The following is a 16,308-nucleotide window of genomic DNA, read 5'->3' as shown; positions in this document are numbered from 1 at the left end:
TGTTATTTGTGAGTGGCTACCAATAACTAATAACTAATGACTAATGACTAATGACTAATGACTGCTGACTTACCCCAAGCCCAACTCGCGCTTGAGCAAATTAATCGACTTAGATCCGATGTAATTTTCGGAGCATATCAGTTGCGGGGGACGAATAATATCTTCTCTAGCCGCATTGATGGCAGCTTTTACTGTAGCAAAACTCGGTTGGTCGCAAAAAATTGTTCTGGCCGATCGCACGATCGAGTTAATCTTGTACTCGTCTGACACCAAGGCCGTCATCACCAGCAAATCCTCTCCCCGGATGCTGTGGATGATGACTTCGGTCGATCGTAGCATTCCCGGACTCAGGCTAACGAGACCCAAATAACTGTCTTTCGGCAAACCCCCGACTAACTGGATTTCCTGGCTGTAGTCGTAGATGTCTACGGGAATCACTCGCACCGAACGAGGTGCCGAAATCGATTCTGCTTCTCCGATAAAATATCGGCTGGTGATCACAGTTCCCGAAGAGATTTGATCCAAAAAAGTACCTAGCTGTTCCATCGGCACTAACTGTATGGGAATGCGGAGAGCTTGTTCGAGTTCTTTCGCCATCAGTTCACCCACGCCGATGTCTTCTGTGGGGGCTGTGACGACCACGCGGGCGCTGCACCTGAGCCGCCAGTCAATTTCGGCCAAAAATAATTCCCTCGCTTGGTTGAGCGTACAGCCCTGTCCCAGCAGTTGATCGATACTTCCTTGCACTATTTTGTTGGCCAGGGGATATTCTTCGAGGATCGGAGATTTGAGTTTGTTGCCGCCTTCGTTGCCTAGGGCGCGGACGTAAATGCCCGATCCTGCTTGGGCTTCTACGAGTCCGGTATTTTCGAGCTGGCGGTATACTTTGCTGATGGTGTTGCGGTGCAAACCCGTCTGCATGGCTAGCTGTCTGGTGCTGGGCAAGCGGTGTCCGGGCGGAAATTGTCGCGAGGCGATCGCAAACCTAATTTGATTGAATAGTTGGGTGGATGCTGGAATATCGCTATCGGTTTGAATATGAAATTGAACCATTATTAAAGGCTCCGACGACTTCAACTTAGTATTTTTATAAGGTCGAGTACCGCGCCTAGGATTGCTGCGATATCTCTGTCTATAGCATAATCTTATTTGGTTGATCTGCAGCAGCCGTTCTGCCGAGCGGGCGATCGCGCCTTCGAGGCGATTAATCGCAGCCTCCGGCATTTCCTCAACAATCAGGTACTTTCAACTCTTAGCTTTATTGACTCTCAGATTTTGAGATCGCTTGCTGTTTTTCTACCCGTCAGCAAATAAGTTTGCATTGGCCCTTTACCTTTAATCTCGATCTCGCCGCGATCTTCAAATTCATATTTATCCTGCAGTAAGTCATAAGTATAGTGGCTGACTTGAATGCGGCCTGTTATGCCGTGAGATTCCATACGGCTGGCTGTATTCACGGCATTTCCCCACAAATCATAAATAAATTTTTTAGTGCCGATTACCCCTGCTACCACCGGGCCGCTATTAATCCCGATGCGGAGGTCAAATTTCGCGTCTAGCTTCACATTTAATTTCTCAATTGCTACTAGCATATCCAGCGCCATTTCGGCGATCGCCTCTGCGTGGTCGGGGCGTTCAATGGGAATACCGGCTGCTACCATGTAAGCGTCCCCGATCGTCTTGATTTTTTCTAAGCCGTGCTTCTCACTCAGTTGGTCAAAAGCTGAGAAAATTTCATTCAGCAAGTACACTAATTTAGTTGCGGACATGGTGGTAGAAATTTGGGTAAAATTCACCAAATCAGCAAAAAGAATTGTTGCTTTTTCAAACTTGTCTGCAATCACCCCCGGTTCGTGCTTCAACCGATCGACGATCGCTCCGGGCAAAATATTTAGCAGTAAACCGTCAGTTTTTCTCTGTTCTTTCTTGAGTGCAGCTTCCATCTTTTTGCGCTTGGAAATGTTGTGAAAAAACACAGAAAGGCCGTCATGACTAGGAAAAACCCGGACTTCCAACCACACTTTTAAGGGAAGATAATATTTTTCAAAACTCACTCCAACTTGTTTCGCTACCGCTGCATGATACTCTTCATAAAAATCAGAACTCACTAATTCGGGAAACTCTTCCCAAATATTTTTACCATAAATTTCTTCCGGCGATCGCTGCAAAAATTGCCCTGCTTTGTAATTGACGTAAGTAAATCGCCACTGGGTGTCTAAAGCAAAAAAAGCATCGCTCATTCCTTCTAAAAAATTGACAATTTGCTCGTCTGTAGAACGGAGTTTGGCTTCTACTTGTTTGTTCCTGATCTGTGCGCGCTTTAATTTAGTTATATTTATTCGCAACTCCATTTGGTTAATAATTTGCCGTCCTAAAGTCCGCAGCGCTTCTAGCTGTTGTGGGGTGAGATTACGAGGAACTGTATCTATCGCGCACAAAGTGCCGATCGGATAACCGTCAGGAGTTACTAGCGGGGCTCCAGCATAAAACCGAATATTGGGATCGGAAGTTACTAGCGGATTGCCGACAAAGCGATCGTCATCTAAAGCATTGGGTACAACTAGCAATTCGTTGGGATTTAAAATAGCGTGGGCGCAAAAAGCTGACTCTCTCGGAGTTTCGGGCGCTTCCAGGCCGACTTTGGATTTAAACCACTGTCGGTTAGAATCTATTAAGCTTACTAAAGCAATAGGAGTGCCGCAAATATAGGATGCTAAAGCTGTTAGATCATCAAAAGCTGCTTCGGCTTCTGTGTCGAGAATGTTGTAGCGGTGAAGTGCTTCTATTCTCTCTTCTTCGTTGCTGGGCAAAGGTGCAGCTTGCATCGGCGGCCGCGAGGATATAGGTTTGCGAACAATGCGTGGAAGTATTAGTGCAGCGAATTTTCTGACTTGCGAGACCACTTTTTTAACTAATATCAAAAGACTTGTTGGCCAACCTTTATTCATCTTTATTTATTTTTTTTCACCCCTGATGGAACTGCGTATGTGCGATATCATTGGTGTCAACTTAAGCCTGAAACCCCTGATCAATGTCGCTTTTAGGTAAAGTCTAGATCCCCCTAAATCCCCCTGATTGTTGGGGAGTAGGGGTTGACTTTGAGAAGACTCCTGTCCCCCCCTTATTAAGGGGGGCGCCAGGGTGATCTAGCCTTAATAGTCAAACATCAGTCTCTAACTGGGTTTGACGTTAAGTTGACACCAATGGTGCGATCGAACTCGGCTCTACTTACGTATTTACCGCAACTAACTCCTCAATCTCCGGAGCTTTTGTGGGCAATTTGCCTGTCAATACTTCTCTACCCTCATCGATGACAAGTATATCATCTTCTATGCGTATCCCCCGCACATCGGCGAATTTTTCCAACTCCTCCCACTTAACAAAATCTTCATATTTAGCGCGGTTTTCTGGGTTATTTAAGATGGCCGGAACTTGATAAAATCCCGGTTCGATCGATACCAGCATTCCCGGACGCAAAACTCGATTCAACCGCAAAAATCCCAACCCAAACCGACTGCTTCTCGTTCTTCCTTCTTCATAGCCAGCCAAATCTCCTAAATCTTCCATATCGTGAACATCTAAACCAATTAAATGTCCGATTCCATGTACAAAAAACAGCGCGTGAGCATCCATTTCTACCAAATCTTCAACATTGCCCCGCAAAATACCTAAATCAACTAATCCTTCCGCCATAATCCGAGCAGCTAACAGGTGAATGTCTCGATATTCCACCCCCGCACTAACTTTATCAATACAAGCATCGTGTGCTGCCAAAACTACATCATAAATCGCTCTTTGAGTCGGAGAAAACTTGCCAGAAACCGGCCAAGTGCGAGTCACATCAGCCGCCCATCCCGTTGATGTTTCCGCACCGACATCTGCTAACAGCAAATCTCCTGTTTGTAGGGGATTGTGATAATGTTCGCTATGCAGCACTTCTCCATGCACCGTCACGATACTAGGATAGGCATAGGTCATATTTTTGGAGATGATGACACTTTCCATTGCAGCGCGCACCCCTGCTTCAATTTGAGCATTTCGGGTTGCCGCCATTCCCGCTTTGTGAGCTTCTACAGTGACAGCGGCAGCTTGACGCAATTCGGCCAAACTGGCTGCATCGTGGCTCAGGCGCAGAGATATGATGGCCTTGGTTAATTCTAGGTCGATTCCGGTTGGCGAGTTGGGCGGTGCCAGAGGGCGATCTAGAATTTGAGACTGTTGCAACTGAGTCCAAGAATCCTGAATTGCGATCGTTGCTGCATTTGTTGAGCGCGCTTTTAATTCAGCCATTGGAAAAGCAGCATCAGCGCCAATTAGTTCGGCAATTTCTGCTCTTTTCGGCATTTCTCCGTGCCAAAGCGTGCTGCTAGCAGGTGCGTCATCTAAGAACAATTCTAATTTGCCCGCTTCTAAGCGAATGGCAGCATTTTCTAAGGGCAAACCAGCAAAATATAGAAAGTGACTGCTGGCACGAAAGGGATAAGTAAGTGCCGGATAATTGCGAGGAATGCTGCGCCCCGACCATAAAATTACCGGAAAATTAATTAAACTAGCCAGTTTTTGCCGCCGTTGGTGTAGAGTATTAGTTAACAAATCATCACCTTGTGTAATTGTCATGGGTAAAAACCTATAATTTAGAGTTGGGTTTGCAGTCAGCCACAAGTTTTTGCATTCTCAGCATTAAAGCACTAAAATTCTGACTGCCAACTTGGCAGGCATTTTTGAGAAAATTCTCATCGGTCACTTCTTTTTTGCTAGCATTTATAGGCTGTCTTTTTTATAGTCTTGGTCGTCATCACCCGGATGATTGGGTTAAGCTGTAAGCCCGATCCCCAGTCAGTAAAAACAGGCTGAAACGGCTACTCCGCAGGCAATTAGCAGAAAGGTCACAACCCCCGCAATTAGTCAAATTCCTGGGTCTGGTTTTTGTTGATTGGGTGACGTGAGCGAGATCCTCTATTGACTGTTTGATATATGAGACTTTAAAGTATAAGTAAAATTAACAGAAAAAACATGAAAATTTCTCATAAAGCTCCTCAAACTTCTGTGCAAGTACGCGACTGGCCGATAGCACACTTACCGGGATTGAGCAAGGAAAACCAATCTCAACTGGAAGAGTGCAGCATCACGACAACCGGACAACTAATTAGCCTGACGAAAACGCAGGCGGCGAAAGTGTTGCTAGCCAATCAATTACAGATTAACATTCAATATGTTAATAAATGGGTAGCGATGGCAAATTTGGCTCGAATTCCAAGTGTAGGGTGTCAGTATTGCGGGCTGTTACTTCACGCCGGCGTTGCTTCGCCGGCTCAATTGGCTCAAATGCCCGTCGAGAGATTGCACCAACAAATTTTAAGGCTGCACGTAGCGACAATGCAGCGCAATGACTTAACTCCTTCAGTCGATCGCGTGCAAAAATGGGTTCAACAAGCTAGATTAGTCAGTAGTCATTAGTCAGTTGTCAGTTGTCAGTTGTTAGTTGTCAGTTGTCAGTTGTTAGTTGTTATTAGCCAACAGTCAACAGTCAACAGTCAACAGTCATTAGTCAGTTGTTATTAGCCAACAGTCAACAGTCAACAGTCAACAGTCAACAGTCAACAGTCAACAATCATTATGTCAATTCAAGTTTACGGAATCCCGAACTGCGGAACCTGCAAAAAAGCTTTCCAGTGGCTCCAAGATAGCGATGTTAATTACGAGTTCATTAACACCAAAGAACAGCCGCCGACTCGCGAAACAATCCAAAGCTGGGTAGCTGCTTTGGGTTTTCAACCCATGCGAAATACTTCAGGTCAATCCTACCGCGCTTTGGGCGACGACAAGAATAATTGGACTAGCGAACAGTGGGTAGAGGCTTTTGCTAAGGATGCGATGCTGCTGAAACGTCCTATGTTTGTTAAAGATGGAACGGCTGTTTTAGTAGGCTTTAGAGAGACACCAGATGTGATGCGAGAAAAGTTGGGAATTTAGAAGGGCCCTTATGGGCGCACCTTACGGCTACGAATAAATGCAGATGAAAGAAAATTACTAATCTCAGGACTTTTTTCGTTTCATAAATTTCCTCTCGCCCACATCATCACTGAAGCCCCACCGTTCATAAAATGGTATCATCTTCGGCAAACAGTGAAGTCCTAATGTTTCAACAGCTTGCAATTTAGGATGATTTACAACTGCATCCATCAACTTCACACCTAGTCCCATCTTGCGGTGCGTTGGGTTGACGATGACATCACAAATTGTTGCTCTGTACACAAAATCGGTGATAACGCGAGTAAAAGCAATTAGCCGATCGCTCTCATCGACAAAACCAATGATAACATCAGTCGCCGCCAGCATTTTCACAACATCCTCCCGCGTCCGCTTGTCGCTCCAAAACTCGTTTTTGTACAAATCCATCAAGTCGGAAACCTGGCTTTCGGTCAAAGTTTCGACAATTCGGTACTTATCCATTTGAGCGGTCATACTCTACTTTACCGTAATCTAGTTTAATTGCGCGATCGGCAATATCAAAATAGCGATCGTCGTGACTAATCACAAACACCGTTTTCCCCCGCCGCTTCAACTCTGGTAGCAACTGCTTGTAAAAAATATCGCGGAAAAACGGATCTTGATCCGAAGCCCATTCATCAAACAAATAAATCGGTCTATCTTCCAAATACGCCGTCAGCAAAGCCAGCCGCTTTCGCTGTCCCTGAGACAAAGCCGTAGTTGACAAAACTCCATCTTTCACCTGAACTTTATTGTCCAAATGAAACTCTCGCAAATATTCAGCAGCCTGCTTGTCCAAATCGTGATTAGTCATCCCCAAAAGCCTTTCAAACAGATAGAAATCCGAAAAAATTGCCGAAAAATTCTGCCTGTAGCACTCACGATTCTCATCAGTAATTGGCTGACCATCTAGGAGAATTTCTCCCGATTCAGGAATGTACAAACCAGTGATTAACTTAGCTAAAGTAGACTTACCGCTGCCGTTACCGCCAATTATAAACACCAATTGACCCGGATGAAACTTCAAATTCAGCTCGCCCAAACTAAAATTGCTGTCTTCTTTTTCTCCCGGATAGCTGTGAATTACTCGATTTAACTCCAGCGTCTCCCACTCAGCAGTTTGAAACGGTTTAAGCGTTGAATTTATCTCAGCTTGACTCGCCAAAGCCAATCCCATTCTCTCTATCTTTTCCACAGAAGTATTAGCACGAAAAATCGCCGGCAACCTTTGCAAAATATTGTTAAACGGAGACATCAAATAGGTACTTGTCAGAATGTAAGCTGACAAAACCGGAGTAGAAACAGGCACAAATTTCGGCAAAGCAAACAGCAGCAAACCCATCAGCATAAAAAATAGCAACTGACCCACTCCAATCGCAACTGCACCAGTATTCAAAGCAGTCACGTTATAATCGCGGGAAGCATCAGCACTCACCTGCAATTCTTCCGTAAAAAACTCTTGGCGGCGCAAGGAATGCAGTTTAAGTTCCTTAATTCCATCAGTAATACTGCGAAAATGCTTAAATAATATATCTTGTTCTTCTCTGGCTAAATCGAAGAATTTCCGCATTTTGCTGAGCAACAACTGCACCGTGCCAATCATCAGCACCAGAAAACTAAATACAACAACAAAAACCGTACCCGAAATCGTGCTTAAATAAGTTAAGCAGCCCACGACAACAGCGATATCAACACAGAGAAAAGGAATCAAAAATATAGTATTAGAAAGCGTTCCCACATCATCCGTGAGAGTTGCCAGCAAGCGGTTAGCACCCAACTCTTCCAAATTCCGCAAAGGAGTAGACAAAATGCCACGGCTCAAACTCAGCCGCAGATTGTAAACAGCTTCTTGAGAAAGGTAGATTAACAAAAATTGGGATACAAAGCCACTCAAAAGAGCCAAGATTGCTAATCCCGCAAAATACCAGACTAAATTCCCATTGGAATTGTCGCTGATTGCACGATTAATTAGGGAAATTAACATAGCGCTGCAACCGCCGCTGATTAAGCCTGTGAGTATGGCAATGGAAACATTTAACCAAGAAGCCTTTAACAGTAACCAAATTACATTCATCTAATTTTACTCTTAATTTAAATTTGGAAACTCACGTGCAAACCAACGAAATCCCCGACTTCTTGGTAACAATCTCGATTACTACTGAATAAATTTGATTCAGCAGTCGAGTCTCTTGATATTCGCATCCCCCAATAGCATTAATTTTCTTCTTGTACTTCCGTTTCCTGGGTTTCAAATACAACCAGCTCATAAATATCGAGCATCGACATTTGCACTTCCACTGAAGCGAAGGAAACTATTGCTGATTCTCCCTCATATTCCCGAAACAACCATTCATTTGATTCGGTTTTAATATATTGTGCGACTAAAAACTCAGATTGATTGACTAACACATATTCACGGAATTCAGGGATAGATCGATAAAACCGAAACTTATCCTCTCGATCAAAATCCTTGGTAGACTTAGAAAGCACTTCCACAATCAGCACAGGATTGAGTATTTCATCTTTCCGTCCCTCTGTGCAAACTAATTCTCCTTCAACTACCATCACATCTGGATAAGTCCCGCGTCGATACCGAGGAATCCACAACCGCAAATCGCTCATAAATGGTCTGGCATTCTTTCCCCGCAAAGCAGATTTTAAGAACGCATAAATATTACCGATGATCTGGCTGTGATTAATACTACCACCCGTCATTTTTACAATTTCTCCATCGCGGTATTCATTTCTAAACTCAGCAGTTTCCTCTAACTCCCGGTACTCATCTGGACTATAAAACTTTGCCTTACTTTGTACTAACATTGTTGCCTCTGTACTAACTTTTATCTGCGTTAATCTGCGTTAATCTGCCTACATCTGCGGTTAAAAATCATAATTATAGCGGTTCTCAAGCGTGGTGAGGTAGGCCCTATGCCCACGGAGGCCTATGCCCACGGAGGCCTATGCCCTATGCCCATGAGTACCTCATATGAGAGCTCGAAAGGCTATAACAGTATATCACAACAAAAAAGAAACGCCCAACTGCAAAGAGTCAGGCGTTTTCTACTATTTCAAAACCAGGAAAAATTAATCCCCGCGAGACACCAAATTCGAGTCAATTTTAGCAGCCACAACAGGTTGCACATGACTCAATGCCGACTGCAACATGGGAGTTTTGGTAATAGCATCATTAGCCAAATTAAACAAAGGATTCGACAAAATTCCCGCCAATGTTGTCGCCACCAAAGTGAGTACAACGCTGACTTGCAAAGGGCGCATTCCCTGAAGGTTCCAGCGAATTTCGGGATAATTTTTCACCGCGTCTGACATTTCTTGAGGTTCTTTTACAACCATCATCTTGACAACACGGATGTAGTAGTAAATCGAAACTACGCTGGTAATTAATCCCAGAATAACTAAGCCGTAAAGTCCTGCTTGCCAGCCCGCCCAGAACAGATAGATTTTGCCGAAAAATCCAGCCAGGGGCGGAATTCCACCGAGAGAAAGCAGGCAAATACTTAAGGCTAAAGTTAACAGCGGATCTTTTTGGTACAAACCTGAGTATTCGCTAATTTGGTCGGTTCCCGTCCGCAGCGAGAACAGGATGATGCAGGCGAAAGCACCCAAGTTCATAAACAGGTAAACCAACATATAAAATATCATGCTGGAGTAACCGGCTTCTGTTCCTGCAATCAAACCCAGCATTACAAAACCGGCTTGGGCGATCGACGAATAAGCCAAAAGCCGCTTCATGCTAGTCTGGGCGAGGGCAACCACATTTCCCAACACCATGCTGAGAATGGCTAAGGCCGTGAACACGAACTGCCACTGTTCGATAAGTGCGGGGAAAGCAGTTGTTAACAAGCGGATTGCTAGGGCAAAACCTGCTGCTTTGGAACCGACAGAAAGAAAGGCAACAACGGGTGTAGGAGAACCTTCGTAAACGTCAGGAGTCCACTGGTGAAAGGGAACTGCAGAGATTTTGAAGGCGATTCCGGCGATCGCAAAAACCAAAGCAATCACCAAACCGAGAGATTGACCTTCATTCACCGTAGAAAGGTTAGCCGCGATCGCACTCAGCTTAGTTTCGCCACCAGACAAGCCGTACAGCAGCGACAGCCCGTAGAGAAACACCGCCGAAGAAGACGACCCAATTAACAAATATTTCAAAGCAGCTTCATTGGAACGCGGGTCGCGTTTTGTGTAACCCGTCAGCAAATAAGACGAGATACTCAGAGTTTCCAACGAAATAAAAATCATCACCAATTCATCAGCGCCGCTGAGGAACATTCCCCCCAAAGTAGCGGTCAGCAAAATGCCGATAAATTCCGCTAAAGCGGTACCCGTTTGCAGTACATAGCGGACGGATATCAAAATAGTGACAGCCGTACTCAAAGCGATAATTCCGCGAAACACTAAACTCAAGGCATCGCTGTTAAAACCGCCCAGAAACGAGATGGTATCCGTGTTATCCCACTGCAAACACAAGGCAGCGACGGCGGCCAGCAAACCCGCAACGGCAACGTAGGGAGTCCAACCCGAGGAACTGCGGCCTACGATTAAATCGCCGACGAGAACCACCAAGAGGGTGATGATGACAATTCCCTCTGGCAAGATAGTTCCAGCATTTAGCTGGGCAGCAAGAGTAGCAAAATCCATATTTTCAGGCAGGTTGGGTAGTACAAGCCGCAAAGGCTGTAATGGGCTGTGAACTTGTAAAAATTCTTTACCAAACACAGATTGTAGCGGATTACAGCTTCGCGATCCCACTTGGGCGGGTGTTTGTTGCCGGAGAGTCGGCGGGGAGTCGGCGGGGAGTCGGCGGGGAGTCGGCGGTTGAAACCGCGTCTATACAAACAATGTCTGCCTCCGCAGACTGAAGAATTTAGAGGAATATCATGTCCTAAGAGAACTACCACAATCAGATGGGTTCGATCGTTTGGACTTTACTCAACCGTTATCGATATAGAATTACTGTACATAGATGGTTAACACAATATAGTGCTCGCCGTCTGTCAGATAAGTGATGCCCAATAATAAAAATGTAGGCACACTATCTATTAACTTTAATCTATCTTACGTTTTTTTAGGTGGAGCTACTTAGAAGATGGTTTGGGAACTGCAACGGTGGTAACACGGACATTCGGATCGAGGGCGTCACCTTGAGAGTAAATATAATCAAATGCCGATCGATCTTTAAGCATATTTGCCCGCAAAAACAGGGCGCTCCAACGGGCGATCGTTTCAATACCCACGGCTCGCTCTAAGGTAGCAGTATTGCGATCGGGCATCGCACCAGCGGGGTTATTAACATTGGTAATGCCGAAGTGATTTGCACCCATAACAGTAATCAAAGCTTTGGGTGGTGTTTGAATTTGGTCAAAGGTGCTTTGAGCTCGATCGGGCAGGGCGACACCATCGATAGATCCTTGAATCAACGCCACTGCAATGCCATCATTAGCGATGGGTACAAATTCATTAGCAATGGGATTCCGCAGGTTAGCTCCAAAAAATGCACCCGCTAATAGTTCTTTCGGGCGCGTAAATGGCTCTTGACACAAATACAATTCTGGGAGACATTTGTTAGCAATAACGGATAACCCCACTGCACCACCAAAAGAATGACCCAATAAACCAAGGCGCTGCGTATCGATAACAGACGCGATCGGAGATGTGGGCTTTGTGTTTTCGATCGCCATTTGAGACAAAACCGCCGCAATTTGCGAAGTTTCCGACGCCAAATTAGGCGGTGAAGTGGGATTGAAGGGCGAAGGGCGCAAATGATTCGGAACAACTACCACAAAGCCGTACCGCGCCACATGGCTAGCGTAATCTGAATAAAATGATTTATCTACAAGCGCACCTTGCAATAACAGTACAATGGGGAAAGAGTAATTACCCGAATTAAGATCGGATGGTTTAGGATAATAAATATCAGCTAAATCGTTATTAGCAGATATAGTCGTACTGTAAAAGCTAGTTTCTTTAAATGGCGGTGCATAATCGATTGTTGTGGCAAGGACTTTGCCCCCAAGGACAACCAACGCAGCAATTGCACAAACAATTGCTAGGGTTTTTACGGAAAAAAGATCGGGGTTTAAATTCATCATTATTTTGGGTTTGAGAGTGCGTGCATAAGCTACTAAAAAAAAGCAATTTGGCGACTTGCCATTAAGGGAAATTTGTGTAAAGATTGCAAATCATAATGATATCATGTCCCCTCGACCGCAATTTTTGTAGGGGCGGGTTCACCCACAATACCTGCCAATAATTGACAATCTCAAAAACCCGCCCCGACCGGGATATTATGGTTAATCGATCGGGCATGATATGACTCCTAAATAAACACGATTCACGATTTTAGACCCTTTTTGACTACTTTTATTTTAGCGTGGATTATACCCCGACCAAATCTGCTTTAAAAAAAACCTTTTTTAGAGTGGTAAATCGGAATTTCGACGGCTAATGTCGCCCCTTGATCCGGTATCGAAAAACAACGGAGTTGCCCCCCGTGGTTGTCCACTACAATAGTATAGCTAATCGATAACCCCAACCCCTTTCCTTGACCCACTTTCTTCGTTGTAAAAAATGGCTCAAATATGCGTTGTTGAATATCTTCGGTTATGCCGGGCCCATTATCAGTAATATAAATACCCACTTGAAAGTCGGAGAGTAATTTCGTGCAAATAGTAATAGTAGGGATTGGGCTGGTATCATCTACATCATTTGCCAAACATTTTTGGGATTGCAACGCCTCAATCGCATTAGTCAGAACATTCATAAAAACCTGATTAATTTGCCCTGCGTAGCATTCTATCTTTGGCAGATCCTCATACTCTTTTACCACTTTAATTATCGTTTGGTCTGCTTCATCTTTCAGCCGATGCTGCAAAATCATCAGCGTACTTTCAAGCCCTTCATGGATATCTACCGCTTTCAACTCAGCTTCATCGAGGCGGGAAAAATTCCGTAGCGAGTGCACTATTTCTCCGATTCGGTCAGCTCCTATGCTCATAGAAGCAATTAGCTTCGGCAAGTCATTCCTGAGAAAAGTGAAATCGATTGCCTCCAGTTGTTCCTGGATAGCTGCTGTGGGATTGGGGAAATCTTCTGCGTAGAGTTGCACCAGCCTCAGCAAATCTTCAGTGTACTCCCTTACGGGCGAGAGGTTCCCTTTAATGAAGCTAATCGGATTGTTAATTTCGTGAGCTACTCCTGCTACAACATTCCCCAAACTTGACATTTTCTCGCTTTGGATGAGTTGAGCTTGTGCATTTTGTAACTGTTGTAGAGCCAGCTCTAGTTCTTGGGCTTTCTCTCGCTCTTTAGCCTCTGACTCCTGCAATCGCGCATTTTGCTCGTGCAATTTTTTTTGCAAACGCTGAAGAGTTAGTTGATTTTCGACACGAGCTAAAACTTCTTCTAAATGAAATGGCTTGGTGATGTAATCTACTCCTCCAACAGCAAAGGCTGTGACTTTATCCAACACTTGATCTAGGGCGCTCAAGAAAATAACTGGAATACCCGAAGTTCTGCCATCCGCTTTTAAATGTTGGCAAACTTCGTAGCCATTCATCTGGGGCATCGTGATGTCGAGCAAAATTAAATCTGGTGGGGTTGAACGTGCTGCTTTTAATGCCATTTCCCCGTTTATTACGCCCCGAACTTTATATCCTTTGTCGCTCAACATAGTGGATAAAAGACGCAGGTTGTCTGGGGTATCGTCCACCACTAAAAGATTTGCAACATGAGATTCTAATTGCTGGCTGTTCATGGAATATTTTCTTCAGTTAAGTTAGTAATTTTATCAAAACGAAAGTTGTTAGCCCAATCAGCGATAGCCTCCGCAAAAGAAGTATTAGATTCAGGAATTGCGGCGACCAAACTTAAAATCAGCTCTGCATCAGCATCGATAGCTGCTTGATGTAACTGTATCACCCACTCCGCAGGCATTGTCCCCAAAGTTGTCCTTAAATTTTCAGTTTTTTCCCCTTCTTTTACACTCAAGTCTTGACCCTCAAGCTGAGATAATGTAAAGTTCGGTAAATCTTCATAGATATACTGTACCCCTAAATGTTCAGCCATTTTGGCAAAAATAACTTCTTCTTGGAAAGGCTTGCTCACAAAATCGTCACAGCCTGATGATAAAACAATGGCTCGCTCCTCCTCAAAAGCGCTAGCGGTCAACGCAACAATCGAGGTAGCCTCATCTTGAATCTTGGCTTTAATTTGTCTGGTGGCCTCATACCCATCTATCACAGGCATTTGCATATCCATCCAAATTAGGTGGGGTTTCCAAGTTTCCCAGATTGTAATAGCTTCTTGACCATTTACTGCTTCGCGTACCTCCAAGCCAAGCGGTTCGAGAACATTAACCAATAGCAAACGGCTCTCCCATTTATCATCAACCACCAAGATGCGATACGAGGGTTGGTTGGGTTCTAAACCAATTACCCGCCTTCTTGATTGTCGAGGTTGAATTTCAGCCATATCAGGGGAGCTAATTTGGATATCAAAACTAAAAGTTGTTCCTCGATTCAAGGTACTGCTGACGGTAATGTCTCCTCCCATCAGTTGTACGAATTGTCTGCTGATGGGTAAACCCAAGCCTGTTCCTTCTTGAGATTTCCGACCTGCGTCAGTTTGCACAAAAGCCTTAAATAGAGAATCTAGCTCAGTAGGAGCAATGCCGTAACCAGTGTCTTCCACTTCAAACGTAAGAGTCCGTGGTTCGTTGTCTATGGGGGACTTTTGTTTCGCACTAATTGCTGCAACCCGAAGCGTTACACTTCCCTTTGTAGTAAACTTTATCGCATTTCCTAGCAGATTAATCAAAACTTGACGCAATTTACTTTCGTCAGTTTTTACATACTGAGGAATGTTAGAACTGATGTGCCAACTGAGCTGTAAACCTTTAGAATCAGCTTTGAGTTTGAGCATTTCTTCGAGAGAATGGAGCAAATGATACAGGTCAAAGCTAGTAGGATTTAAGGTAATCCGACCTGCCTCGATTTTAGACATTTCCAGCACGTCATTAATCAGCGTCAGCAAATGCTCGCCAGAACGACTAATGATGCCAATCTGTCCCTGCTGTATGTGAGAAAGGGATGAGTCGCGGGCTAACACTTGGGTAAAGCCGAGAATTGCATTGAGGGGAGTTCGCAATTCGTGACTCATTTTTGATAAAAATTCGCTTTTAGCCTTGTTAGCCGCATCTGCTACTTCTTTGGCTTGTTGTAAGGCTGCCTCTGCTTTTTTACTTTCCGTAATATCGCTTGCTGTGCCAGTTATTCCTAGAATATTTCCCTCGGAATCCCGCACTACAATTGAATTAAGCCGGAGATTGATAGGTCTGCTGTCTTTAGCTAAGTGTATAGTTTCATACTGAAAGACGGACTCTCCGTTCAGCATACGTTGGAATATCTCGTGATCTTTGGGAAGTTGTTGAGGTGGTTTGAAATCAGTGAATTTTCGCCCTATCATTTCTTCAGGGCAGTAGCCAAAAATCTGTTGGACGGCAGCGTTGACGAAGGTATAACGCCCTTCAGCATCAACTGACCAAATCATATCCTGCGATGTTTCAACTAAGTCACGGTATTTAGCCTCGCTTTCTTTGAGCGCTTCTTCTACCCTTTGACGATCGGTAATGTCGTTAGTGACTAAGAGAATACACGCTTCTCCACCCAGCTCAATAATATCTGCTGATACCAGCATCTTCCTCACCTCGCCTGCGGAAGTACGGCAATCGAATTCCTGATTGCGAAGCACTCCTGATTCTTGCAATAGCTGTTTGTATCTGTCACATTCTTCTAAATTAACCCAAAAATTCAACTCACTTGCTGTAAAACCAATTACCTGTTCGCGAGAGTAACTAAAAGTGCTGAGGAAACTGTCGTTCACTTCGATGTAGCGTCCATCTGCAAACCGGGCGATCGCGATCGGGTTAGGACTGGAACGAAAGGCTTTAGAAAACTTTTCCTCAGACTTGCCCAAGGCTCTTTCTGTCTGCATCCTAACAGCGATTTCCTGTTGCAATTCTTGCGTTCTTTCTATAACCTTACGTTCCAGCGTTCGCGAGTATTCCCCTAATTGATCGTAAAGTTGAGCATTCTCAATGGAAATAGCAATTTGGGCAGATAAAAGTTTTAACAATTCTAGGCGATCGGTAGTAAAAGCCCCTTCAGTCAGGTTATTTTCCAAATAAAGAATGCCAGTCAGCTTACCTTGGTGCAGCAGAGGAGTACAAAGAATAGACTTCGGTTGAGTGGCTGCAATATAAGGATCGCGGGTAAATTGTCCCTCTTGGGCCGCATTATTTAA

The 16,308-nt window shown here is 44.5% G+C and carries 12 protein-coding genes; 2 read left to right on the top strand and 10 right to left on the bottom strand.

The window, feature by feature from the left end:
- Positions 1-69: 69 nt before the first annotated feature.
- The 3 genes from QUB12_RS10860 to QUB12_RS10850 all read right to left on the bottom strand — a co-directional run bounded on the left by QUB12_RS10860 (position 70) and on the right by QUB12_RS10850 (position 4,617).
- The gene (locus QUB12_RS10860; RefSeq protein ID WP_333144854.1) at positions 70-1,053 is read right to left on the bottom strand and encodes a GntR family transcriptional regulator; all 984 of its coding nucleotides are present in this window, start codon (positions 1,051-1,053) and stop codon (positions 70-72) included.
- 215 nt (positions 1,054-1,268) lie between these two features.
- A complete protein-coding gene (locus QUB12_RS10855) occupies positions 1,269-2,825 on the bottom strand; it encodes an adenylate/guanylate cyclase domain-containing protein (protein WP_333306707.1) in 1,557 nt (518 codons plus the stop codon).
- Between the two features lie 403 nt (positions 2,826-3,228).
- Entirely contained in the window at positions 3,229-4,617 is a 1,389-nt protein-coding gene (locus QUB12_RS10850; protein ID WP_333306705.1) for an aminopeptidase P family protein, read from the bottom strand.
- 396 nt (positions 4,618-5,013) lie between these two features.
- Between QUB12_RS10850 and QUB12_RS10845 the strand changes: the two genes are divergently transcribed.
- Positions 5,014-5,457, top strand: coding sequence for a DUF4332 domain-containing protein (locus QUB12_RS10845; protein ID WP_333306702.1), 444 nt, complete (start codon positions 5,014-5,016; stop codon positions 5,455-5,457).
- Positions 5,458-5,616: 159 nt separating this feature from the next.
- The gene (locus QUB12_RS10840; RefSeq protein ID WP_333306700.1) at positions 5,617-5,973 is read left to right on the top strand and encodes a Spx/MgsR family RNA polymerase-binding regulatory protein; all 357 of its coding nucleotides are present in this window, start codon (positions 5,617-5,619) and stop codon (positions 5,971-5,973) included.
- 63 nt (positions 5,974-6,036) lie between these two features.
- On the opposite strand, the gene QUB12_RS10835 is transcribed toward QUB12_RS10840, so the two are convergent.
- From QUB12_RS10835 to QUB12_RS10805, 7 genes are all read right to left on the bottom strand, one after another.
- Positions 6,037-6,465: a GNAT family N-acetyltransferase gene (locus QUB12_RS10835; protein WP_333104348.1), complete on the bottom strand. Its 429-nt coding sequence runs from the start codon at positions 6,463-6,465 to the stop codon at positions 6,037-6,039.
- Positions 6,446-8,065: a cyclic peptide export ABC transporter gene (locus tag QUB12_RS10830; protein ID WP_333306698.1), complete on the bottom strand. Its 1,620-nt coding sequence runs from the start codon at positions 8,063-8,065 to the stop codon at positions 6,446-6,448. Before QUB12_RS10830 ends, QUB12_RS10835 begins: the two co-directional genes overlap by 20 nt.
- A 140-nt stretch (positions 8,066-8,205) precedes the next feature.
- Entirely contained in the window at positions 8,206-8,811 is a 606-nt protein-coding gene (locus QUB12_RS10825; RefSeq protein ID WP_333144850.1) for a Uma2 family endonuclease, read from the bottom strand.
- A gap of 264 nt (positions 8,812-9,075) precedes the next feature.
- Entirely contained in the window at positions 9,076-10,647 is a 1,572-nt protein-coding gene (locus QUB12_RS10820; RefSeq protein WP_333144855.1) for an NAD(P)H-quinone oxidoreductase subunit N, read from the bottom strand.
- Positions 10,648-11,084: 437 nt separating this feature from the next.
- Entirely contained in the window at positions 11,085-12,098 is a 1,014-nt protein-coding gene (locus QUB12_RS10815; RefSeq protein ID WP_333144851.1) for a poly(ethylene terephthalate) hydrolase family protein, read from the bottom strand.
- A 308-nt stretch (positions 12,099-12,406) separates the two neighbouring features.
- Positions 12,407-13,762, bottom strand: a complete 1,356-nt coding sequence (locus QUB12_RS10810) for a response regulator (RefSeq protein WP_333144852.1) — start codon at positions 13,760-13,762, stop codon at positions 12,407-12,409.
- Positions 13,759-16,308 (bottom strand): PAS domain S-box protein (locus QUB12_RS10805; protein ID WP_333144853.1); only part of this gene is annotated, 2,550 nt, incomplete at its 5' end. The genes QUB12_RS10805 and QUB12_RS10810, both read right to left, overlap by 4 nt.

The organism is Microcoleus sp. B7-D4, from assembly GCF_036705125.1.
Lineage (GTDB): Bacteria > Cyanobacteriota > Cyanobacteriia > Cyanobacteriales > Microcoleaceae > Microcoleus.
This window is presented reverse-complemented; position numbering and strand designations above follow the sequence as displayed.